This is a genomic window from Microcoleus sp. SVA1B4 (assembly GCF_036700545.1).
Taxonomy (GTDB): Bacteria; Cyanobacteriota; Cyanobacteriia; order Cyanobacteriales; family Microcoleaceae; genus Microcoleus.
Map to the genome: position 1 here is coordinate 1 of NZ_JAUBPB010000031.1, position 21,452 is coordinate 21,452.

Annotated in this window: 24 protein-coding genes and 2 pseudogenes; 14 read left to right on the forward strand and 12 right to left on the reverse strand. The window is 45.0% G+C overall.

Annotated elements, in window-relative coordinates; all coding sequences use genetic code 11:
* Positions 1-249 precede the first annotated feature (249 nt).
* Positions 250-954: pseudogene (locus tag QT987_RS15680) on the forward strand (HNH endonuclease); the annotation flags it as partial.
* A gap of 102 nt (positions 955-1,056) precedes the next feature.
* Here the strand turns inward: QT987_RS15680 and QT987_RS15685 are convergent.
* The 4 genes from QT987_RS15685 to QT987_RS15700 form a co-directional block, all read right to left on the reverse strand.
* Entirely contained in the window at positions 1,057-1,707 is a 651-nt protein-coding gene (locus QT987_RS15685; RefSeq protein WP_333241578.1) for an ABC transporter permease, read from the reverse strand.
* 33 nt (positions 1,708-1,740) lie between these two features.
* On the reverse strand, positions 1,741-2,202 hold the full coding sequence (locus tag QT987_RS15690) for a DUF29 domain-containing protein (RefSeq protein WP_333241580.1): 462 nt from the start codon (positions 2,200-2,202) through the stop codon (positions 1,741-1,743).
* Positions 2,203-2,254: 52 nt separating this feature from the next.
* On the reverse strand, positions 2,255-3,010 hold the full coding sequence (locus QT987_RS15695) for an ATP-binding cassette domain-containing protein (RefSeq protein WP_333241582.1): 756 nt from the start codon (positions 3,008-3,010) through the stop codon (positions 2,255-2,257).
* 75 nt (positions 3,011-3,085) lie between these two features.
* The gene (locus tag QT987_RS15700; protein ID WP_333241584.1) at positions 3,086-3,643 is read right to left on the reverse strand and encodes an NUDIX hydrolase; all 558 of its coding nucleotides are present in this window, start codon (positions 3,641-3,643) and stop codon (positions 3,086-3,088) included.
* 252 nt (positions 3,644-3,895) lie between these two features.
* Between QT987_RS15700 and QT987_RS15705 the strand changes: the two genes are divergently transcribed.
* Complete coding sequence (locus tag QT987_RS15705) at positions 3,896-4,168, forward strand: hypothetical protein (protein ID WP_333053531.1); 273 nt, start codon at positions 3,896-3,898, stop codon at positions 4,166-4,168.
* Between the two features lie 562 nt (positions 4,169-4,730).
* On the opposite strand, the gene QT987_RS15710 is transcribed toward QT987_RS15705, so the two are convergent.
* Positions 4,731-5,162: a hypothetical protein gene (locus QT987_RS15710; RefSeq protein WP_333241586.1), complete on the reverse strand. Its 432-nt coding sequence runs from the start codon at positions 5,160-5,162 to the stop codon at positions 4,731-4,733.
* A gap of 267 nt (positions 5,163-5,429) precedes the next feature.
* Here QT987_RS15710 and QT987_RS15715 point away from each other — a divergent pair, with 267 nt between their 5' ends.
* The 6 genes from QT987_RS15715 to QT987_RS15740 all read left to right on the forward strand — a co-directional run bounded on the left by QT987_RS15715 (position 5,430) and on the right by QT987_RS15740 (position 9,371).
* Positions 5,430-5,603 (forward strand): hypothetical protein, encoded by a 174-nt coding sequence (locus QT987_RS15715; RefSeq protein WP_333241588.1) that lies wholly within the window; start codon positions 5,430-5,432, stop codon positions 5,601-5,603.
* Positions 5,604-5,671: 68 nt separating this feature from the next.
* On the forward strand, positions 5,672-6,583 hold the full coding sequence (era, locus tag QT987_RS15720) for a GTPase Era (RefSeq protein ID WP_333241677.1): 912 nt from the start codon (positions 5,672-5,674) through the stop codon (positions 6,581-6,583).
* 436 nt (positions 6,584-7,019) lie between these two features.
* Positions 7,020-8,573 carry an ATP-binding protein gene (locus tag QT987_RS15725; RefSeq protein WP_333241590.1) on the forward strand — a complete coding sequence of 518 codons (1,554 nt, stop codon included), beginning with the start codon at positions 7,020-7,022 and terminating at the stop codon, positions 8,571-8,573.
* A 237-nt stretch (positions 8,574-8,810) separates the two neighbouring features.
* Complete coding sequence (locus tag QT987_RS15730) at positions 8,811-9,041, forward strand: DUF433 domain-containing protein (RefSeq protein ID WP_006634608.1); 231 nt, start codon at positions 8,811-8,813, stop codon at positions 9,039-9,041.
* Between the two features lie 44 nt (positions 9,042-9,085).
* Positions 9,086-9,181 (forward strand): hypothetical protein, encoded by a 96-nt coding sequence (locus QT987_RS15735; protein WP_333241592.1) that lies wholly within the window; start codon positions 9,086-9,088, stop codon positions 9,179-9,181.
* A gap of 28 nt (positions 9,182-9,209) precedes the next feature.
* The gene (locus tag QT987_RS15740; RefSeq protein WP_333241594.1) at positions 9,210-9,371 is read left to right on the forward strand and encodes a DUF5615 family PIN-like protein; all 162 of its coding nucleotides are present in this window, start codon (positions 9,210-9,212) and stop codon (positions 9,369-9,371) included.
* On the opposite strand, the pseudogene QT987_RS15745 reads toward QT987_RS15740, so the two are convergent.
* Together QT987_RS15745 and QT987_RS15750 are read right to left on the reverse strand one after the other, a co-directional pair.
* Positions 9,313-9,456 (reverse strand): annotated as a pseudogene (locus QT987_RS15745) (hypothetical protein); the annotation flags it as partial. The gene QT987_RS15740 and the pseudogene QT987_RS15745 overlap by 59 nt on opposite strands.
* 104 nt (positions 9,457-9,560) lie before the next feature.
* A complete protein-coding gene (locus QT987_RS15750; protein ID WP_333241596.1) occupies positions 9,561-10,247 on the reverse strand; it encodes a Crp/Fnr family transcriptional regulator in 687 nt (228 codons plus the stop codon).
* A 179-nt stretch (positions 10,248-10,426) separates the two neighbouring features.
* On the opposite strand from QT987_RS15750, the gene QT987_RS15755 reads away from it, so the two are divergent.
* The 5 genes from QT987_RS15755 (at position 10,427) to QT987_RS15775 (ending at position 16,352) form a co-directional block, all read left to right on the forward strand.
* Positions 10,427-12,745: a nitric-oxide reductase large subunit gene (locus QT987_RS15755; protein WP_333241598.1), complete on the forward strand. Its 2,319-nt coding sequence runs from the start codon at positions 10,427-10,429 to the stop codon at positions 12,743-12,745.
* A gap of 48 nt (positions 12,746-12,793) precedes the next feature.
* Entirely contained in the window at positions 12,794-13,507 is a 714-nt protein-coding gene (locus QT987_RS15760) for an alternative oxidase (RefSeq protein WP_333241600.1), read from the forward strand.
* A gap of 202 nt (positions 13,508-13,709) precedes the next feature.
* Complete coding sequence (locus QT987_RS15765; RefSeq protein ID WP_006634608.1) at positions 13,710-13,940, forward strand: DUF433 domain-containing protein; 231 nt, start codon at positions 13,710-13,712, stop codon at positions 13,938-13,940.
* Entirely contained in the window at positions 13,937-14,083 is a 147-nt protein-coding gene (locus QT987_RS15770) for a DUF5615 family PIN-like protein (RefSeq protein ID WP_333241602.1), read from the forward strand. Before QT987_RS15765 ends, QT987_RS15770 begins: the two co-directional genes overlap by 4 nt.
* A gap of 460 nt (positions 14,084-14,543) precedes the next feature.
* Complete coding sequence (locus QT987_RS15775) at positions 14,544-16,352, forward strand: hypothetical protein (RefSeq protein ID WP_333241604.1); 1,809 nt, start codon at positions 14,544-14,546, stop codon at positions 16,350-16,352.
* A gap of 520 nt (positions 16,353-16,872) precedes the next feature.
* Here the strand turns inward: QT987_RS15775 and QT987_RS15780 are convergent.
* The 5 genes from QT987_RS15780 to petM form a co-directional block, all read right to left on the reverse strand.
* Positions 16,873-17,265: an aspartyl protease family protein gene (locus tag QT987_RS15780; protein WP_333241606.1), complete on the reverse strand. Its 393-nt coding sequence runs from the start codon at positions 17,263-17,265 to the stop codon at positions 16,873-16,875.
* Positions 17,258-17,476, reverse strand: a complete 219-nt coding sequence (locus QT987_RS15785; protein WP_333053554.1) for a hypothetical protein — start codon at positions 17,474-17,476, stop codon at positions 17,258-17,260. The genes QT987_RS15780 and QT987_RS15785 overlap by 8 nt, the downstream gene beginning before the upstream one ends.
* A gap of 216 nt (positions 17,477-17,692) precedes the next feature.
* Positions 17,693-18,610, reverse strand: coding sequence for an NAD(+) kinase (locus QT987_RS15790; RefSeq protein ID WP_333241608.1), 918 nt, complete (start codon positions 18,608-18,610; stop codon positions 17,693-17,695).
* 1 nt (position 18,611) lies between these two features.
* Entirely contained in the window at positions 18,612-19,589 is a 978-nt protein-coding gene (locus QT987_RS15795) for an NmrA family NAD(P)-binding protein (RefSeq protein ID WP_333241610.1), read from the reverse strand.
* Positions 19,590-19,786: 197 nt separating this feature from the next.
* Positions 19,787-19,921 carry a cytochrome b6-f complex subunit PetM gene (gene petM, locus QT987_RS15800; protein WP_445242817.1) on the reverse strand — a complete coding sequence of 45 codons (135 nt, stop codon included), beginning with the start codon at positions 19,919-19,921 and terminating at the stop codon, positions 19,787-19,789.
* Between the two features lie 324 nt (positions 19,922-20,245).
* On the opposite strand from petM, the gene pdxA reads away from it, so the two are divergent.
* Entirely contained in the window at positions 20,246-21,343 is a 1,098-nt protein-coding gene (gene pdxA, locus QT987_RS15805; protein ID WP_333241612.1) for a 4-hydroxythreonine-4-phosphate dehydrogenase PdxA, read from the forward strand.
* Positions 21,344-21,452: the final 109 nt, after the last annotated feature.

A 21,452-nucleotide genomic window follows, 5' to 3' on the forward strand; every position in this document is an offset into this window, starting at 1 on the left:
ACAGAAGCAACAACAAGAAGACAAATCTGACAGCCGTACATAGACACTGCCACGACATTATTCACGCCAAATGGGAAGCAAAAGAGTGGGAGATGAGAAGTGATGAATCTTATTTCTAACCCCCTAACCCTTAATGGGAAAGAGGTACGCATGACAAGCGCCAAACAGTCGAGGAGCCGGATGACGGGAAACTATCACGTCCGGTTTTGCATGGGAGTTCGGGGTAGCGATACCCCGTTCGACCCTAACAAATGGGATAGAAAGTGCGCGTATTGTGGAGTTACGGATACACCGCTACAAGTCGAACACATTCATCCCAAAGCCAAAGGCGGATCTAATCGTATTTCTAATCTTTGCCTTGCCTGTGAAAAATGCAATTTCAAGAAAGGAACTCAAGACATTGAGAAATTCCTCTCTAAGAAGCCAGATGTCTTGAAAAAGATCCTGTCTCAAGCAAAACGTCCATTAAAAGACGCAGCAGCCGTTAATTCGACTCGCTGGGCGTTATTTAATCGACTCCGTATGACTGGTTTACCAGTTTCTACTGGTAGTGGCGGTTTGACAAAATTCAATCGCACTCGTTTGCAGTTACCTAAATCTCACTGGTTAGATGCTGCTTGCGTAGGTAAAGTCGAAGAGTTGAAGGTGCTGACTTCTCAACCGCTGCTAATAAAAGCAGCAGGACACGGTACTCGACAAATGTGTGGCACGGATCGGTTTGGCTTCCCAATTCGACACAGATCGAAAAAGCAAATCCATTTTGGTTTTCAAACTGGCTATATCGTTGGCGCGACAGTCACCGCAGGCAAGAAAGTCGGTTCATACGTGGGACGAGTTCTTTGCCGTGCGTCCGGTTCGTTCGACATCGCTACAACAAAGGGAAGAATAGCAGGAATTAGTCATAAATATTGCAAACCTATTCACAAAAAAGATGGCTATTCCTATGGATTTTGATTCAAAGCGACTGAAGTCGCAGCCGCTTTCCTCCCCATGTCTAAAGCCAGGGGCTTCTCGCTCGTTTTCTGGTGACAACGCTGACGGAAGGTAGTCAGGATTTTACTCCTCATTAATAGTTTTTAAGGTACTTTTCGAGAGGCGCGCTTCTACCCAACCCAGCCCAAAATCCGCAGCTAATGCCATTACAGCGGCCGGAATTGCCCCTGCCAAAAGTAACTGATTGTTGACGGTAGCAACGCCACGAAAAATAAACACCCCCAAGCCACCCGCGCCAATTGCAGCGGCGATTGTAGCGAGTCCGATCGCAATTACCGCAGCAACTCGCACCCCCGCCAGAATCACGCCCAGTGCCAGGGGAATTTCCACTTGCCATAACAGTTGCATATCCGTCATCCCCATGCCTCTTCCCGCTTCCGTAATCGCTGGATCGACGCCGACAATACCAGTATAAGTATTGCGGATAATTGGCAGTAAAGAATACAGAGTGAGGGCGATAATTGCCGTGCGATCGCCTATTCCACCCACTACCGGCACCGGGATTAGCAAGCCAAACAAAGCTAAACTGGGAATTGTTTGCATAATATTAGCAAATCCCAAAATAGGCTTTTTCAATTTTGGTTTTCTCGTAGCTAAAATTCCCAGGGGCATCCCCACAATAATAGCTATAAAAATTGCAACAGTTACTAAATATAAGTGTTCAGTTGCGCGCTGAATTATCTCAGCGCCATAGCGGTTGATAAAAATTATCATTGGGTAATTGGTTATTGCTGATTGCTGTCAACCTTATAAATCATTTTCTATTTCAGGACTTGGTTCACCAGGATAGAAGCGAGATTCCAGAATTTCCTCTAAGCTGTAAAGGCAATTTTGAGGAAATGTTTTGAGAGGTAAATCGGTTTCTCCTACTGCCAAATCTCTACCATTTTGATAAGCTTCTGGGAAAGCTTCTTGCAAGTAAGGTTTCAGACTTGGGTTATCCTGTATCAGTCTCTGAGTGTCCCGCCGCTGCACTCGAATTGTAGACAACCAGCTACGACTGCGCTGCTGGGGCTGATATTGCCACTTCAGCAAATGTCCCAGCAAAATGCTCAAACGATTTCTAAGTTCTTGACGTTCCTGTTTGCCCAAAGATTCAATCTCCTCAATTAAATTTGGCAAGTCAAGTTGACTCCACTGACACTTGCGAAGTAACTTGGCTTGTTCTTGCGTCCAAGCATAGAAGTCTGTCTCGTAAAGACTGTGCATCGTTTGATTATCAGCTTAGTTACTAAAACTATATTATCAAATTTTTGCTAAATTATTCAAATTTAGCTACTTGCAAACATTCAAGAAATGCCCCAGCTTCTGGATGCTGAGATTTGAGAAAATCATCAGGTGTTGCCAATTCAACCAACCGTCCGTCTTGCATCAAACCAATTCTAGAAGCTAACAAAAAAGCTTCTTGAATGCCGTGAGTTACAAAAATCACAGTTTTGCCAAGTTGCTGCTGCAATTGACCAAATTCTCGCTGCAATTCCAGACGAGTAATCGGGTCTAAAGCACCAAACGGTTCGTCCATTAACAATATCGGAGGGTCAGCGGCCAGTGCTCTGGCGACGCCTACCCGCTGCCGCTGTCCGCCGGATAACTGATGGGGATAGCGTTTGGCGAAGTGCTGGGGGTCGAGGTTGACTAATTCTAACAGTTGGCGGACGCGAGACTGAATACGATCGCCCTCCCAACCTTCTAATTTCGGCACTAAACCGACGTTTTGCTCGACGGTAAAATGGGGAAATAAACCGATTTCTTGAATCACATAACCAATTTTTCGGCGCAGTTGAATTGGGTTCCACTGAGTTGTCGGTTTTCCCATCACAAGAACTTCGCCGCTGCTTGGCGTTAGTAAATTGTTAATCAGTTTCATGGTAGTAGTTTTGCCACTCCCGCTGCGTCCCAGCAATACTAAAACTTCTCCTTGCAGGACTTTGAAATTGAGTTTGTCTACTAAATGCCTGCGGTTGAGACGATATGTAACGTCGAGGCATTCGACAGCAACTTCATTATTGAGAGGCATGATTAGTTCTGGTGATTTGGGTTTTCAGGAATTTAAAATCGGCGACCCTCGGAAAACAATTCCCAATTCTAAAATCTAAAATCTAAAATCGACTTGATTTTGCCATTCTAGCAATAAGGCTCGACATTGGAGGCAAGTTAATTTTTTAAGCAAGTCGCGAATTCCGTCTGGGGTGACAGGATATTCAGCACCGATAAGTTCGGGGTTTACTGTTGCTGTCGGGTGCAATTGTGCTACAAAACCGTAAAGTTTTTGATTTGAGAAGGAACTGTTTATTGCCCAGCCAATGGTATTGATCGGTTGGATGCGGGCGATCGCACTTTCGGTCACGCCTAGTTCTTTCTTGATTATAGCTGGAACGGCTGCTGCTGGCGTGGCTTCGGCTGGTACGCGACCGCCGGGAAAATCCAGGGTTGATTCTGCTACACCGGGGCGATACATCGGTCGGGGAAACAGCAATTTGTCAGCTTGAATGGTCAAGATTACAACTGAATCCGCTCTTTCTACTCGCCAATATTCTACTTTTTTTCCTTCGGTTGTTTCGAGATGTTCGGCGATTAGTTTTACCCAATGAGACTTGATCTCTACAAAGCGATCTAGAGTTTTCCACTGGGATTTTGCAGTTTGGTTCATGTCGGAATTTTTGAAATACATCAGATGTTGTTTGCTATGGTAGGCGATCGTTGCCGAGCGCAACAATAGCCGATCGACCTTTTCAGCTTTGAGCCCGTTTTTTCCTCTCGATTGTAAATTTTTGCTACAACCTTACACATTCGCCTAGATAATTCGGTAACATAGACTACATAATCAAAGTTTATCTGCGCCGTCGCTCTGGGTTGTTGCAACCCCGACCTGGTTCAGAGTCTTAGCCCAAAAGGAGTTGTGATGAAACTGCAAACAGATATTCGTACTTGGCAATCCCAACCAACGCCCGGAAGCTTCGCCAATGTCCGCGACTGGGAAAGATTTGGCTGCGCCGTACCTGCACCAAAATTGACTCCTTCTATGTGGGTTAAATTGTTCAACCCGCCAACCGCATTCAGCTTTGACGAAGCGTGGCTGTTGTGTGAATCTTCGGAAGAACAGTGGTTAGCTTGGATTCCTGATTATGGCGAAATTTTACTGAGTACACATGAATTTTGCGCTCCTAAATCGTGAATTACGCAGACAAAGTTTCATAAACCAGGTGTTAAAATCCATATCCCTCCGGTTCCACGGGATTTTTGGGAAACAAGCTGGTTTCTGCGTAATAATGTCGTTTGCAGTGAGGAATGCAAGTCCTTAAACCTTGATAAGGACTTGCATTCCTCACTACAAACCTCTTATATGATGTCGTTTCTGCCGATCATACAGCACTTTCCAGGTAAGTGAAGTACAGAGAAACCGGGTTTCTTGAATAAAACCGGTTTCTGGCGAGAAATCCAGAAGAAACCCGGTTTCTGGGGTGTACTTTATAAACCTGGAATCCGCTGTATAAGTCCTAATAGATATTAATTGAAATTTCGCCAACAAAAAGAGCAATAGAAAACCTATTGCTCTTTTTGTTCAAAAACACTCTCTAGTTTTTATCTTTAGATAGCGGAAGTTATATCAACTGGCTTCGATTGACCCCAATATTGCTGCGGTGACGGGTTTACTGTATCGATGCTTGCATGGGAGATATTGGTGAACCCGCCCTTACAGCAATTACGGTCAATTTAGCCCATGTGATATTGCTGGCTTATTTGCAAACTGCACGGTTATTTGCGTTTCTGACAATCGTGCCTACTCTACCATTAATCTGAATCGGGTTCTTAGTGCTGGCTCGAATCAAGAGTGGTTGTTTTGCCAGACATTCTCTGATTGATGCTGCCCAGGCGGTGAGAGCTCCGGTGTATTCTGTACGACCCGCTGGGGCGCGAAACTGATCGGTAATTAGGAAATCCGAGGTGATGCTAGTGTCAGTACCAACATTGGTAATAATGGGAAAATCAAAGGCTCTGGGCAAGGTTCTGTCCTGGATTCTGCCCGGTACTAACTGGTATTTCTTCGATCCACCCCTGTAGTCAATACCTGCTTGAGGGCTGGTGGGAGGGCTGGTTTGAGCTAAGGCGGGAACAGGCAAGCTTGCTACCAAAACGGTGCAGCAACTCCAAAATAATTTCGATTTCATTCGATTCATCTCCTCAACTTTATGACGATTAGCACTAATTTAGGTATGCTCAAAAGACACTAGCTTTTATTGAGAAAGCGCCTGATGATATTCAGCTTTTGAGTTTGAGTTCAACTTACCTAATTGATTACCAAACACCTTCAAAAATGTTAAAACTGGTTTGCCTGACCAACTGTAGAAAAGTTTCAGTTGAGTGAGATATGTACACATCTGAAGTTGTTACAGTATTGGGGAGTCGGTTTTACCAGAATGATTCATTTTTGAGCGATGTCATTGGAACTTTATCAAATTTTGTCTCAGATATCAAGTTTTGCCGATCGCGTATCCTGTTTTAACACTGGTTTGTGGCTCGATCGAGGTTTGAGTGTGGCGCGCTATACCAGGGCGAGAAAGATGGTAGAGTGCATCGATGGGCGTTTGAGTATTTTCAGGCGACAATAGACAGAGAAGGGGCTTGAAAATAGGTGATTTTAGTGGAAGATAGTAAATTTATCGACGTATCGGGCATTATGGGTGTTCCCGCGGCTCCGGCGGGTTACAAATCCGGCTTTGTGGGTATTGTCGGACGCCCGAATGTCGGAAAATCAACGCTGATGAATCAGTTGGTGGGACAGAAAATTGCGATTACTTCGCCGGTGTCTCAGACGACGCGTAACAGGCTGCGAGGCATCCTAACGACACCGGAAGCACAAATTATTTTTGTAGATACTCCCGGAATTCACAAGCCACATCACGAATTGGGCAAGGTTTTGGTGCAGAATGCCCGCACAGCGATTCAGTCGGTGGATGTCGTGCTATTTGTGGTGGATGGTTCGGTGGAATCGGGAGGGGGCGATCGATATATTATCGAAATTCTCAGCAATTGCAAAGTTCCGGTGATTTTTGGGATGAATAAGTTGGACGAACAACCGGAGGATTCTGTGTTGATCGATCGAACTTACGAGCAAATTGTCAATCCTGAGTGGCCTGTAGTGAAATTTTCCGCTCTCACGGGCGAGGGTGTCGAGCCGCTGCAACAATTGTTAATCGAACATTTGGAGGTTGGGCCTTATTATTATCCGCCAGATTTGGTGACTGACCAGCCGGAACGCTTTATTATGGGCGAATTGATTCGGGAACAGATTTTGCTGCTGACGCGAGAAGAAGTGCCGCATTCCGTAGCAATTGCGATCGACATTGTTCAAGAAGAAGCAAAAATTACTCGCATTCTGGCGACAATTCACGTCGAACGAGATTCCCAAAAAGGCATTTTAATCGGTAAAAGCGGCAGTATGCTCAAGTCGATCGGCAGTGCGGCCCGCGAACAGATTCAAAAGTTAATTGAAGGCAAAGTATATTTGGAGTTATTTGTCAAGGTGCAGCCGAAGTGGCGGCAGTCGCGCACTCGTTTAGCCGAATTGGGCTATCGCGTGGAAGAGTGAAACTTTGGCAGTTGGCAGTTGGGGTTCTTTCGTTCTTTAGAGCTCTTGCAAAACATCCTTTTCATCAATTGATGGGACGGGCAAGATGCCCGTCCCACAAGATTTATTTTTTCTTGTGGGATGGGCCCCAGAGCCCGTCCTAATTATTTTTGCAAGAGGTCTTTTAAATCAAGAATCGAGCACGACTTTCGCTCATAGGATCGCGAATTAAATAACTTACAATTTTAATTGTTATTGTGGGATGGGCGTCCCGCCCGTCCAAAAAGGACGGGCTTTCAGGCCCATCCCACAAACTTGTGGAAGTTATTTAATTCTCATTCCATAGAGAGTTTCATCTGGTACTGAGAGTCGGTACAAACCCCCGCTTAACAACTAGAACGCCATTCCAATAACAGTACAGTAAACTGAGAGCAGCCCCATTCGCCCCAGTTGACCTATGCCACGTTGGTTCAATACTGCTGGCCCTTGCCGCGATGACATCCACTATCTGCTTCCTGCGACCCGTCGCCTCCCTAGCCTGGAACGACTGATTGCTCAGCAGAACTATTTCGTCATCCATGCACCCCGACAAGTGGGGAAAACCACCGCTATGCTGGCGTTAGCCAAACAACTCACCAACAGCGGACAATACACCGCCGTGATGCTGTCAGTTGAAGTAGGCGCACCCTTCAGTCAAGACATTGCTGGTGCAGAAGAGGCTATTTTGGGGGCTTGGCGAGATAACATTTCCGTCCGTCTCCCACTCGAACTGCAACCGCCTGACTGGACAGCGATACAATCGGGGGGACAGAAAATTCGGGCTGCTTTACAAGCTTGGGCACAATCTTCTCCTCGTCCTTTGGTGGTTTTCATCGATGAAATTGACGCACTACAAGACCAAGCGTTGATTTCTATCCTGCGACAACTGCGCGATGGTTATCCCAATCGCCCGAAAGCGTTTCCGCAATCGGTGGGTTTAATTGGTTTGCGGGATGTTCGCGATTACAAAGTGGCTGCGGGGGGAAGCGATCGACTCCATACATCCAGTCCGTTTAATATTAAAGTGCGATCGATTACTCTGAGAGATTTTAATGCCTCAGAAGTCGCGGAACTCTACGCGCAACATACCCAAGATACCGGACAATTTTTTACACCTGAAGCCGTAGCCTTAGCTTTTGAACTGACTCAGGGACAACCTTGGTTAGTGAATGCTTTAGCTAAGGAAATTGTAGAAGAATTAGTGACAGATGAATCTATAGAAATTACACCAGAACATATTTTATCAGCTAAAGAAATTTTAATAAAACGGCAAGATACGCATTTGGATAGCTTGGCAGAACGACTCAGAGAAAACCGAGTCAAAGCCATTATCGAGCCGATGTTGGCGGGTTTGGAACTGGGCAATATCCCCAATGATGATATTCAGTTTTTAATCGATTTGGGTTTGTGTAAGATGGATGTTCTGGGTGGATTGACGATCGCCAACCCCATTTATCGGGAAGTTTTGCCCCGCGTCCTCACCGTAACGCCAATGGCTTCTCTGCCACAAATTGCACCGAGTTGGTTAACGGCCCAGGGGACATTAGACACCCAAGCGTTACTCAAAACTTTTCTCGCGTTTTGGCTACAGCATGGCGAACCGTTACTCAAAAGTGCATCTTATCCCGAAATTGCCCCGCATTTAGTGTTGATGGCATTTCTGCATCGGGTAATTAATGGTGGGGGAACATTGGAGCGAGAATATGCGATTGGACGCGACAGAATGGATTTATGTTTGCGTTATGGTGAGGTAACATTGGGAATTGAATTGAAGGTTTGGCGAACTCGGAAAGTCGATCCGTTGAGTAAAGGGTTGGAACAGTTAGATGGATATTTGGCTCGATTGGGACAAGATGAAGGGTGGTTGGTGATATTCGATCGTCGCGAGAATGCGCTTGAATTAGAAGAACGATTGAATACTGAAATTCATCGGACACCAATGGGGCGAACCGTTACAGTTATTCGTGCGTGAAGAAGTTCTGATGAATGTTTTGGTTCGGGCGATCGCCGAGAGTGTGCGATCGACTCTAATCTAAAATATAATTAAGAAGGGGTTGACATACACGATCGAGCTGCGGTATTACTCGATTATATCCAGTAGTGTACCGCAACTGCAATAGAATTATTCGATCGCGCACCCATGTAACAAGCTAGTATATCTAATCTTTTCGCCAAACCTCAAACGAGGAGATTCTCAAAACTTCCAACTATGAACTACCGAAACCACATCACGATCGAAGCAAATAAACGCGGTGGTAAGCCTTGTGTACGCGGCTTGCGAATTACGGTTTATGAAGTGCTTGAGTACCTGGCTTCCGAGATGACAGAAGCAGAAATTCTTGACGATTTTCCCGATCTGACGCGAGAAGATTTAAAAGCCTGTATTGCTTATGCTGCTGACCGCGAACGCCGGTTTATGACCGCGACCTTATCGGCATAAAATTACTTTTTGATGAAAACTTGTCGCCCAAGTTGCCGAATCGTTTGAGCGATATTTTCCCAAATTCGCTTCACGTTCGAGATGTGGGAATGAAAGCAACGATCGACCCAATAGTTTGGGATTATGCATTCATACAATAATTTGATGATTGTCTCGAAAGACGCGGATATGCACGACCTGAGCTTAGTATTTGGGAATCCACCGAAAGTTATTTGGCTTCGCCTGAGAAACTGTTCGACATTGCAAGTTGAAAATTTGTTACGTCGTAATTTTAACGCGATAGAATTATTTTATGAAGACGAGAATTTATCGCTGCTTGCTTTATCATAATACACCGAATCGAATTAGCGTTAGGGTAGGTAGTTTTTCCATGATTATTCCACCAATTTTTTAAAGCCTCACACGCCAATTCACTGGTATCTTTACTGTTTCATAATGTTATATATCCTATGTTTTGTTGAAAATCATAAATCCCATGTGGAATCACTTTTCCGTGACCTAAACTCCAAAATTCATGATCTAAAAGCGATCGCCCAACTCTACATTCTGACTCAACGCTTGTAGCCGATCGCGATCCAATAACTCAATCTGAGAACCATTGATCGTAATTAATCCTTTATCGTGGAGATGCGAGAATGCCCTAGAAAGGGTAGCAGAAATCGTCCCTAAAATAGCAGCTAGTTGAGTTTTAGTAACATCTAGATTAATAACTTGATCTCCATTAGCGCGATCGCTCAAATCTAATAAATAAGCCGCTAATCTTTGTGGCACTTCTTTAAACGACAGATCTTCCACCATCTGTGCCAATTTACGCGAACGGGTTGCCAAACTTGTCAGCATATTGATGGCGATCACAGGATATTGATGAAGTAAATCCAGAAAAGCTAACCGAGGGAAGAAGATTAATTCTGTGGATTCCAATGCGATCGCCGAAGCTGGAAAAGCTTTGCCATCAAAGGTGGCAACTTCGGCAAAGTAATCGCCTCTTTTTAATAAATGTAAAATGTGTTCTTTCCCATTGGATGCAGTCTTAAATACCTTAACACGACCAGCTTGGACAATGAAAAACCCAGTTGCATCACTGCCCTGATGGAAAATTGTCTCATCTTTTCCAAAGGTTTGCAGTTGAGCGATCTGAGCTAAAGGAATCAGTTGCTCTGCCGATAATCCTTGAAAAATCAGAATGTTTTGTAACCAGTTGCTCAAATCGACTCTATTTAACATCGTTTAGGGTAGTGAGGATGGTTGGAACAAAGCGCCGAGCTAGACAAGATAAACGTACTTGAGCATTTTTTAAGGTTGTTTTTGACTTAAGTCAAAGCATTATTAGGTTCTATTCTCCTATGCTATGTCGATAGGTACTTTAAAACCGAATTTATGGCTTTATGGCAAACCCAACCTTTGACAAAGTGGTGACAGCCCGCGCTCGTCCCCGTCAAATTAGCCTACCCGCTTGGCTGGTGCTAATTTGCATCGTCACTTTTTCAGTGCTGATCTTTGCAGGATCGGCGATTTACAAAAATGCACCACCGATTCCCGCTACTGTGGTGTCGCCGCAACAGGAAATCATTCTAACTCAAGCGAATATTGAAGCTGGGCAAGTAACCTATCTGGGTCGCGGTGGACAACATATTGGGAGTATTTGGGGGCACGGCAGTTACCTAGCTCCCGACTGGACAGCCGATGTCCTGCACCGTTGGGGTCTTGCTACTGCCGGACTTTTATATAACGGTAATTCCGATTTTAGTGAAGCCGATTTACAGGCTTTATCGGCAGTCGATCGCGCTACCCTCCAAGCGCAGGTACAGCAAGAATTTAAAACCAATCGTTATGAGTCAGAGACAGGCGCTTTAACCCTAACTGCGGCTCAAACTCAGGGACTAACCAAGGTTTTTGATAGCTATAAAACTTTGCTATCCCAAGGCTCCAAGATTCATTCCATTCCTAGCGGTTGGTTTACTGACGACACGCAAATCCGTAATGTCACCGCTTTCTTTAGTTGGACGGCTTGGGCAGCATCTGCCGATCGCCCGAATGCACCATTTTCCTATACCGCCAACTTTCCCCACGATGACTTGATTGGCAATCAGGCTCCGGCTCAATTCTTGATCTGGTCAATTGTGTCGGTGATTGTTCTCATTGCTGCGATCGGTATATTTCTGTTTGTTTACATCACCCAAGAAGATAGCGAAGAAGTAATCGCTGTCGCCCATCGCCCCCTGATTCGCCTTGCCACACCTAGCCAAAAAGTCACCACCCTCTTCTTTGGGGTTGCCATGACTTTGTTTTTGGTGCAAATGTTGATGGGAATGGTCACAGCCCATTACGCGGTAGAAGGCGATGGCTTCTATGGTGTGCCACTTCAGAAATATTTACCCTATGCCGCCTCACGGACTTGGCATTTACAGCTAGCAGTATTTTGGATTGCCACCTGTTGGCTCGCCGCAGGGCTATATTTCGCGCCAAGGTTTGGTAAACATGAGCCGAAGTTGCAAGCTTGGGGCAATGGCGGTTTGTTAGTGGCTTTGACTGTCGTTGTTGTTGGTTCCTTAATCGGATCTTGGGCTAGTGTCCAAGGCATTATCGGCGGTGACAATAGTTTCTGGTTTGGACATCAGGGCTATGAATATGTAGAACTTGGTCGCCTCTGGCAATTATTGCTGATTGGTGGCATGGTGTTTTGGCTCTGGCTGATGTACCGCGCCCTCAAGCCTGCACTCAAGGCGGAAGGCGATAAAACGGGACTGAATCACTTCTTTCTCTACAGTGCGATTACGATTCCCCTGTTCTATGCGTCAGGGTTGATGTACAACAATCACACCCATTTGAGCATTGCTGAATATTGGCGTTGGTGGGTTGTGCATCTTTGGGTAGAAGGTTTCTTTGAGGTATTTGCGACGGTAGCGATCGCCTATCTATGTAGCGAATTGGGCTTTCTAAAGCGCTCATCAGCCCTGAGAGCCACCTACATGACGACAATTCTCTATCTCGGTAGTGGCGTAATCGGCACGTTACACCATCTCTACTTTGCAGGAACACCTGTATTCATTACGTCGATGGGTTCCGTTGCTTCAGCCTTAGAAGTCGTTCCCTTGACCTTAATTGGCTTTGAAGTGGTGAAGTCGATGAAGCTATCCCAAGAAGCGCAAGGATTTTATCGAGTACCACTAAAATTCTTTATTGCCACTGCTTTTTGGAACTTAATTGGCGCAGGTGTCTTTGGTTTCTTAATCAATCCACCGATCGTTCTCTATTATTCCCAAGGACTAAACACAACCCCAATTCACGCTCACTCTGCACTCTTCGGTGTGTATGGCTCCCTGGCGATCGCCCTGATGCTCTTTGCCTTGCGTGAAATCACGCCCGATCGCGCTTGGGATGAGAAAAACTTCAATTTATCCTTCTGGTGGATCAATGTTGGTCTAGGCATGATGATGGTTTTAGGACTGATTCCTAATGGTTTTTATCAATTGGTGCAATCCGTTAATCATGGCACTTGGTACGCTCGCAGTGCTGAAGTCATTGGTTCGGCATGGATGCAGTGGACAGTTTGGCTACGCATCCCTGGGGATATCGTCTTCTCGGTTGGTGCATTGATCCTTGTCTTTTGCGTGATTAAAGCGATCGTGGCTATTTTCCAACAGCCTACTCAAGCCCAACCCCTCGAAACCATTGCGGCTGAGACTCCGGTCGTCAGTCATTAGTTGCTCAATTGTTCAAATTATCTTTCGTATTTATTGAGGATTCAGTCAATGATTCGTCTCTTAGTTGGTATTCTCGTTTTTGTGATCAATGTCGTCTATGCCGATCGCCCTTATCCTCGATTTTATGTGCTAGAAACCGTGGCTCGTGTTCCTTATTTCTCTTATCTATCGGTACTTCACCTCTATGAAACCTTGGGCTGGTGGCGGAAGGCTGATTGGTTAAAAATCCACTTTTCGGAGTCGTGGAATGAACTACATCATCTGTTGATTATGGAATCACTGGGAGGATCGAGCTTTTGGGTCGATCGCCTTCTAGCACGAGCCACTGCACTCATTTACTACTGGATTATCATTTTGGTCTACATGGTGTCGTCCAAATCTGCCTACAACTTCATGGAACTTGTAGAGGGACACGCCTATGCCAGCTACGACAAGTTCCTCAATGCCGAAGCTGAAGCTCTCAAGCAACAGCCCGCACCAGATGTCGCTATCCAATACTATCGAGATGGCGATTTGTATATGTTTGACGAGTTTCAAACAAGCAGTGCTAATGTATTCCGTCGTCCAACGATCGACAATCTCTATGATGTGTTTGTTGCCATTCGGGATGATGAAATGGAACACGTGAAAACAATGGTGGCTTGTCAGCAGCCGACTGCACAATTCTCGTTAGTCAGTCCCCATGCGATGCAGGCAGCTTCTACGCTAAAGGTTGAGTTAACTGCAAAGACCGATGCTGTGGAACTCAGTCCCTCGAAATAGGTGATTTCAACCCGTCGTTCTCTGGTATGAAAACGTTGGTATCGCCCCGTGTCTAGGGGCGATCGCGGCTTTTCTGATGGATGCTATTATCGAAAACAATCACTAATTCTTATTTTGCGATCGGGACTTTCTTCCCTTCGTCGATCGTCTTGGACTGAAATCTGTTCTCTAAACTAATCTGCTAAAAATCCCATATCAAACTATGAACTACCGAAACCACATCACGATCGAAGCAAATAAACGCGGTGGTAAGCCTTGTGTACGCGGCTTGCGAATTACGGTTTATGAAGTGCTTGAGTACCTGGCTTCCGAGATGACCGAAGCAGAAATTCTCGACGATTTCCCCGATCTGACGCGAGAAGATTTAAAAGCCTGCATTGCTTATGCTGCTGACCGCGAGCGTCGGTTTATGACCGCGACATTATCGGCATGAAATTACTTTTTGATGAAAACTTGTCGCCCAAGTTGCCGAATCGTTTGAGCGATCTTTTCCCAAATTCGCTTCACGTTCGAGATGTGGGAATGAAAGCAACGATCGACCCAATAGTTTGGGATAAAGATAGCTTTTTTAATTAGGACGGCTTAAGTGATTGAGTCGAATCGTGTGGCGAATTCGATCGAGGAAAGGAGATTCTGATGGGGAGTAAGAAGGAGTTGACATACATCGTCAATCTGCGGTATTATACGGCTATACTCAGTATTGTACCGCAACTGCGATATAATTATAAGTTATGCTGCTCAATCACTGAGCTATGCCGTACCAAAATTACTGCTGCCCGGAAAATCATAATGAGCCAATTTCTACGCATTTGGGAATAAAAGCATCTGCTCTATTGTCAGAGTAGTCGGGGTTTAGTCTTGCACTTCAAGAGTTTTGTATATGAGCATACAATTTGTCCAAAGCCTAAAGGGACGGATAGAGTCTGAGATTGAGATATTAGAGAGAAATATAAAAGGTCAGAAGAGTGTTAATTTTCTTATTAAAACTCGCTGCTCGATAAACTCGCTTAAAAGCATTTCGGTGCGTCTAGCAAGAATGAAAGCACTGCTCGAAATACAAGATTATAATTTGGTTTTTATTGGGAAAATAGGCGTTGGTAAAACTACAGCTATATGTCATCTATTTAATCTGTTTCACAAAGAAGAAAAACCTGTTGGTAAAACCGGAAAGACTGTCAATAAGATTAGTGAACTGCTATCTACGGGATCAGGGAGGACAACTATTTGTGAAGTTGTCATACAGCCCTCAATGTCCAAGAGAAGCTTCCTTGAGATAGAGCCATACAGTGATGATGAAGTTAAAGAATTTATCCGAGAACTCTGTATCTACTTCTGGAATAAGGAACATGATCAAAATTCAGAAGTAACTGGCCCACCACCTACTGAACTGCTAAGAGCCATTAGAAATATCACTGATCTTCGAGACTCTCAGATTGAAGGAAAGCGTGTAGATAAAGCATCTGAACTTGCCCAGTCATCTGAAAATCTTGATGGCTTTTTAAAGTCCGTTCTTGAAAGAGCAAATTTATCACGCAGAAATCAAACCCGTTTAGAATCTCCCCATGATTTTGAAAGTGTAGAAGATGAGAGAAAGTGGTTGCGTCATAACTTTAGCAATTTGAATCTTGGAAAAATGGATAAATTCTCTTTGCCCAAGAGAATTTATGTGGGTGTTAGTAATAAACTAATTGAATTTAATAAATATCCTCGCTTCAGATCAATCATTGACACAAGAGGTATGGATGAGGCCAGAGATAGAAAAGATCTGTCTGATTACATCCGTAACCAAGACAATTCAATCTGTCTGTTTGCGGAACAATTTCTAGCTGCTCCAAGTAATGTTAGCGAGCTTCTGAAGAGATACCTAACGCGAGAATCGAGAGATATTGATACAAAAGTAGCATTACTGGTTCTGCCTCGAAAGGGCGAACCTGAAGATGTCGTCAACTTAGATGGAAAAGTAGAGGATAGAGACGAGGGAATTAAGGTTAGAAAAAATCAGATCGATGATGCTTTTGCAAGAGAGAACATCAACTTCTTGCCAGAGAATATTTTCTTCTATGATGCTCTTCAGTTCTACGACGAGGAACATATCCTGAAACCTCAGTATGAAAAGGATAATGTTTCTGATGCAAGAATTGAACTGTTAGATGCTATCAATGATTTAATTTCTAGAAGAGAGAGAGCCTTACTTCAAGAAGCAAAAAAATATGACGAGATTTTTCAAGACATCAAAAGTGGAGGAGGATTAAGCCCCCAAGAGGAAAAATTAATAAACGATCTAAAAAAAACTATTGAGTCTCATGAAAAGACAGAGTTTTTGAGTAATTTTGAGAATAGATATAAGAATCATCTTAAAAGCTATCATGTGACGGTTTTTCGTGCAATAAATAATAGGTTTGGCACCTATGATCTGCGAGATATAGATATTTATTTCGATGGTTCTACTGTTGCAGAAGTATTACTTAGGGACAGGCTTCGTGAGTCAAAGGCAGAGATTATAGGTGCTGTTGAGTTGGTTGAGAAACATGCCTCAGAACAATCAGGGCTTAAACCCGTCATGAAAATTTTAAGCAAACAAATAGATGAATATTTTGAGAAATTTATTATTGAGATCGGGCAAGAAATTTGCTGCTGTATCAAAGATAGTCTTGCTCCCCAAACTTACTCTAATGAATTTTGGGATTATGCTCAAAATAGGTGGGGTCAAGGGCATGGCTACAGAGATGATGTACTTGACCAATATGGTAGCCAAATTAATAGTTTAGATGATTGGCTGGTTGAGAGAGTACAAGAAGTTTGGAAGCAGAACTTTATGGATAGGATTCTAGAGTTCTTTGGTTAAAGTTGAAGTTGGCACAGCATAACAATCCCGCTGCACCGGAACGAAGTCGAGTTATCGGTGAGATGCAAAGTTCATCTGCGTCCGGTGAGCGGGAACGTTAGCCCGCTAAATCTTGGTTAGGGTATAGTTGATAATCATGAGTTAGTTGTAATCAAATACATTGTAAAGATTTAATGAATTTACGTAAAAACATTGTATTTATTGTGGAAAAAATATAAACTCCTAAAGGGTGCTGTTCAATTTGTTGTATTCCCGGCTTATTGATAAAAGTCGGGCTGCCGTTGGATTGAAGTTGTAAAAAATTCAAAGTGTAGGAGCATACCCATGAACAGGAGATTACTGATTTTCTCGATCGCAGCGGTGGTTTAGGGAATGGGGCATAGGTAATGGGTGGGATGTTAAACCAAAATGTCCCTGTGTACTAACGCTATCTCGCAAACGCTGCCTGACTTTGGAGATGATTCGGAAGCTCGATCGAGAGTTAAGCTAAATAAAACTCCGAGTTCTGCATCAATGCTTATTACAAGCGAATAATTTCGATCGTGCCTCGCGATCGCACAAAACAAACATCAAATTCTCGAAAGAAGTTGGTTTGCCCGAGAATTAATGGAACCTGAGAGGCTTGTGCCCAAGCAAATGCTAGGCGAACGGGTTCCAGATTCCCAATTTGAACATCTACAAATACACCCCGCGCCTCAACCGTTGCCAGATTTCCTGCCAATGGCAAGCGGACAGTTTGTTCCTCCCAAATTGCACCCAATTGCAGACCAATGTCATAAGGTAATAGATTGACCGCAGACCCAGTATCTAGCAGTGCATTCGCCGAGACAGAAAAGCCTGCATGAATCAGAGTGATGGGAATCGTGGGTAATGCTTCATCGTCAGAAAAGGGAAACTCGATCGAACTAGGCATGAGTAGATGCCTCTCGATCGTCTCGAATCATCTGCATCATAATGTTTGCCGCTTCCGTTGCATCGTAGAGCGATCGAACCGGATACTCTGATGCAGAAAAGATGACTTGTAGTTCAGCGTCTGGGATTTGCACTGCTAGGAGTTTGAAGAGTGATAATTTGTCTGACTGGCTCAGATTGTTCACCAAAGGTATTAACTCAGCGAGAGACATGGTTTAAACTCCCAGAAGTACGAGAATACATCTATCATAAACGCTGCCTGAGTTTGGAGATGATTCGGAATCTCGATCGAGAATTAAGGATTCCGTAGGAGATTCCGATCAAACTTTATCCTGCCCAAAAACAAAGAAAAAGCCGCCCTAAAAGGCGACGTACTGAGCGTAGCCGAAGTGACGGGACTTTAGCCCTCCGCTTATTACCAACAACTATCAAGGCAACTCAACAGAACTCGGTTTAGCAATGTGAGGCAAACCCCAGCCCAATTTTTCCCGCAAAATGTGGAAAAACTCAAAAGATTGCACCCGAATAAACCGGGCTTGGTACGGAGCTCGCTCGACTTGCACCCAATCCTCCGGCAGAACATAACATCCGCCGTTCCCGTCTACCACCATTACCAGGCGGTTTGGACTCGCCGGCAAAATCTTGACCGGCTCGGTGTTGGAAAACACCAAAGCCCGCGAAGCCATTGAATGCGGGCAAATAGGCAGCAACTGCAACACCGGCACTCCGGGAATGATCACAGGGCCACCGGCTGAAAGGGCGTAAGCTGTCGATCCTGTGGGAGTCGCGATGATGACTCCATCTGCGGCAATGTCAATAGAGGCGTGCTGACCGATCGCCACTTCAAAATGACACATACAAGTCAGCGGTTCCCGGTGCAGCACCATTTCATTGAGACAAAGGGCTTCCCAGAGGCAGTCGTTTTCTCGAAACAGCCGCACCGCCAGCATGGATCTTTCTTCTATTTCGTATTCTCCGGCGATTACCTTTTCCAAAGCTTGCGGCAGCAAGTTCAGGTAAGTTTCTGTTAAAAAGCCCATGTGACCGGTATTGACAGTCAACAGCGGCACTCCAATCGGAGCGACTTGGCGAAATGCCGACAGCACCGTACCGTCGCCGCCCAAAACCACTGCAAACTCCATGTCGCTGTCAAAACCGGGGGGGACGAGTTGTTCGATCTGAGTGTGGCACAGGGGGCGATCGGGGCTAGAATAGCCCAGAATTCCTCCCGAACCAGAAACCGAGCAAACCTCCCAGCCGCGGGCAGTCAGCTTGTCTTCCAACTCTGCGGCGATGCGACAAGCCACAGGTTTAACGTCGTTGTATATAATCCCAGCTTTCGGCACTTTAAAATGTAAAGGGCATCTTTTGTTTACTCCGTTTTTTAGTTTTAAGCTGCTCGTACTCTATTTCCTTGAGCTTCTTCATAATCAGATTAAAGTATTCTTCCAGATAAGACTCCAAAGTAGTAGTTTCTTTAGGGTCGATTCCGAAGACACTGTAAACATCATCCATCGGAGCTTTCAAGGGTTTTCCGGCTGCCAAAACTTCTGAAAAAGCCAACCTGTCAGCTACGTTCCAACTCCACTGAAAGAACTTAGCAAATTGACGAGTAGCCTTCAACAAGGCGTCTGGGGTGCGCGTAATTTTGGCTTGCTTGCCTGATAGCCGTTCGCACAACCGCACGATTTCTTCAGCATCCCAAGCGCGATTTCCCACCACCGGAAAGCTTTTTTTCTCGGTTTCAGGAACGGAAAGGGCCCGGACGGCAAATTTAGCAACGTCCTGAGTGTTCATGTAGGCAAGGGCGGATGGCTTGTTGGGCAGCCAGACTGCCTGATTGTCCAAAATTGGCATTGCATACAGGCTCAGCAGTCCTTGCAAAAAGCCGCAAGGTCTCAAGATTGTGTAGTCTAGACCGGATTCTGCTAAGAACAATTCGGTACAGCGCTTGATTTCCAACAAGGGGACTTGGGGATATTTCTCCGCGTCTAGGAAGGAAAAGAATATGTAACGCTTGATGCCTGCTGCTGCTGCTGCTTGGATCAGCGAGACTTTTCCGTCCCAGTCTACTCTTTTGATGCTGACAGAATCGGCTGCACTCGCTGTTGCTGCATCGATAATCGCAGTGACGCCTTCTAGGGCCGGAGGCAGACTGTCTGGCTGGCAAAGGTTCCCCGGTACGAGTTCAGCGCCCCATTCTTTCAAAAATGCAGCTTTTCTGTAACTTCTGACTAAACAGCGCACCTGGTAGCCCTCGTCTAGGGCGCGGCGGGCTATTTGGCGGCCGAGAGTGCCGGTGGCACCTAAAATCAATAAAGTCATCTAGGGATTAATTATGAATCTTAAACTTTCAATAAGATGGTATCAGGTTTTTGTTAAGTTTTTTATAAAAACTTAACAAAAACCTGAAATTTTCTCATTTTAGGCTTGAGATATTCGCCAGAAGGCTTGCTTTCGGCAGCAAGTAGTCTCTAGAAGGCAGAAGGTAGAAGGCTTCTGAAGGATTGGTTGAAAAAAACTTATTCTTCGCCGCCTTGCAATTTGAGCAGGAGGAAGCCTCCACCTATACCCACGAAAATTAGGGAAAAGGACAAAAAGGCTGCATTGAAAATTTCAGGATTCATGATTATATATGTCCAATTGGGCGATCGCATTAATTGACACTCCTCGCCCTGAAGGCACGAGGATTCTTAAGACATTTCGATCTTAATATCCCTAGTAATAGGGTTCCCAGGCTGACCACGAAAAGCACATAGGTGTGTAGTCATATCTCCTCTGTGAATGTTTTGGGCGTAGACTTTCCCCCAGTCCGGGGGTAGGTTTTTAAATCTTGTCTGATCTGCTTATTGTACCATATTCATTTGTTTAGATAAATGTGTTATTTTACTTGAAAATGGAAAAAGCCGTCCTAAAAAGACGGGGTTTTAAACCCAATCTTCTGATAAAGATAATATAATTTGGGTCAACCAGGTACATGAATGCTAAAATTTCAGTGCCGAAATTCCTGTATTTTGTTGGAGAAAACTGCCTTGAGTCTCGATCGGGAATCAAAACTAGCTGTAACTCTGGGAGATCCGGCGGGAATTGGCCCGGAAGTGATTCTCAAGGCATTGGCAGATCCCGCTGCTGGTTTGATGGTGACGGTTTTCGGATCTAAGAGAATTTTGCAGCAAACTTACGATAAGTTGCGATCGAGCAATCCAGCAGCAGAAGCGGCAAATCCCGAAACATTAAATATTATTGATATTGAACCAGACAACAAGTGGGGCGAAATAGTCCCCGGTGTCGGGAGTGCAGCTAGCGGGGCTGCTAGCTTTGCTTACATGGAAAGTGCGATCGCCCGTACCATCGCCGGCGAATTCTCCGCGATCGTCACAGGCCCGATTTCCAAAACTTGTTGGCAGGCTGCAGGTTACAATTATCCCGGACAAACAGAACTCCTCGCAGAAAGGGCGAAATCGCAGCGGTTCGGAATGCTGTTTGCCGCCACATCTCCCCACAGTGGCTGGACGCTAGTAACTTTACTGGCTACCACACATATTTCGCTCCGTCAAGTACCCGATGCTTTGAGTCCAGAATTACTGAGTGAAAAACTAGAATTACTGATAGACTGTTTGCGGGAAGATTTTGGGCTGGAAAGACCGAAAATTGCGATTTCTGGCTTAAATCCTCACAGCGGCGAAAATGGCAAACTGGGAAATGAAGAGCAAGACTGGATGATACCTTGGTTGGAAACGCAGCGCGATCGCTTTCCTCAAGTGCAGTTAGACGGGCCAGTCCCCCCCGATACCCTGTGGGTAAAACCGGCTAAAGTTTGGTACGGTTTAGCCAAGGAAGCTCACGACGGTTACTTGGCAATGTACCACGACCAGGGGTTGATTCCAGTAAAATTGATGGCTTTCGATAAAGCAGTCAACACTACAATTGGCTTGCCTTTTGTCCGCACATCTCCCGATCACGGCACAGCTTTTGATATTGTAGGTCAAGGGATTGCAGATGCCTCCAGCATGAAGGCAGCATTGCAGTTGGCGGCCCAGTTGGCTAGTCGCAGAACAGCAGTTAAAATAGGGCGATAGCTTTAGTACGCCTGACGCTTGGAACAATTGTGTCATTCCTATTGATTTTCGCTGGGGTGAGGCGGCAAGCAAGCTGGTAATTTCCTTCGGTCGATTAAAATCAACTATT

Coding starts and splice junctions, on each gene's coding strand:
- QT987_RS15685 (WP_333241578.1), bottom strand. CDS start 1,707: ATGATAATTTTTATCAACCGCTATGGCGCTGAGATAATTCAGCGCGCA.
- QT987_RS15690 (WP_333241580.1), bottom strand. CDS start 2,202: ATGCACAGTCTTTACGAGACAGACTTCTATGCTTGGACGCAAGAACAA.
- QT987_RS15695 (WP_333241582.1), bottom strand. CDS start 3,010: ATGCCTCTCAATAATGAAGTTGCTGTCGAATGCCTCGACGTTACATAT.
- QT987_RS15700 (WP_333241584.1), bottom strand. CDS start 3,643: ATGAACCAAACTGCAAAATCCCAGTGGAAAACTCTAGATCGCTTTGTA.
- QT987_RS15705 (WP_333053531.1), top strand. CDS start 3,896: ATGAAACTGCAAACAGATATTCGTACTTGGCAATCCCAACCAACGCCC.
- QT987_RS15710 (WP_333241586.1), bottom strand. CDS start 5,162: ATGAAATCGAAATTATTTTGGAGTTGCTGCACCGTTTTGGTAGCAAGC.
- QT987_RS15715 (WP_333241588.1), top strand. CDS start 5,430: ATGTCATTGGAACTTTATCAAATTTTGTCTCAGATATCAAGTTTTGCC.
- era (WP_333241677.1), top strand. CDS start 5,672: ATGGGTGTTCCCGCGGCTCCGGCGGGTTACAAATCCGGCTTTGTGGGT.
- QT987_RS15725 (WP_333241590.1), top strand. CDS start 7,020: ATGCCACGTTGGTTCAATACTGCTGGCCCTTGCCGCGATGACATCCAC.
- QT987_RS15730 (WP_006634608.1), top strand. CDS start 8,811: ATGAACTACCGAAACCACATCACGATCGAAGCAAATAAACGCGGTGGT.
- QT987_RS15740 (WP_333241594.1), top strand. CDS start 9,210: ATGCACGACCTGAGCTTAGTATTTGGGAATCCACCGAAAGTTATTTGG.
- QT987_RS15755 (WP_333241598.1), top strand. CDS start 10,427: ATGGCAAACCCAACCTTTGACAAAGTGGTGACAGCCCGCGCTCGTCCC.
- QT987_RS15760 (WP_333241600.1), top strand. CDS start 12,794: ATGATTCGTCTCTTAGTTGGTATTCTCGTTTTTGTGATCAATGTCGTC.
- QT987_RS15765 (WP_006634608.1), top strand. CDS start 13,710: ATGAACTACCGAAACCACATCACGATCGAAGCAAATAAACGCGGTGGT.
- QT987_RS15770 (WP_333241602.1), top strand. CDS start 13,937: ATGAAATTACTTTTTGATGAAAACTTGTCGCCCAAGTTGCCGAATCGT.
- QT987_RS15775 (WP_333241604.1), top strand. CDS start 14,544: ATGAAAGCACTGCTCGAAATACAAGATTATAATTTGGTTTTTATTGGG.
- QT987_RS15780 (WP_333241606.1), bottom strand. CDS start 17,265: ATGCCTAGTTCGATCGAGTTTCCCTTTTCTGACGATGAAGCATTACCC.
- QT987_RS15785 (WP_333053554.1), bottom strand. CDS start 17,476: ATGTCTCTCGCTGAGTTAATACCTTTGGTGAACAATCTGAGCCAGTCA.
- QT987_RS15795 (WP_333241610.1), bottom strand. CDS start 19,589: ATGACTTTATTGATTTTAGGTGCCACCGGCACTCTCGGCCGCCAAATA.
- petM (WP_445242817.1), bottom strand. CDS start 19,921: ATGCGATCGCCCAATTGGACATATATAATCATGAATCCTGAAATTTTC.
- pdxA (WP_333241612.1), top strand. CDS start 20,246: ATGCTAAAATTTCAGTGCCGAAATTCCTGTATTTTGTTGGAGAAAACT.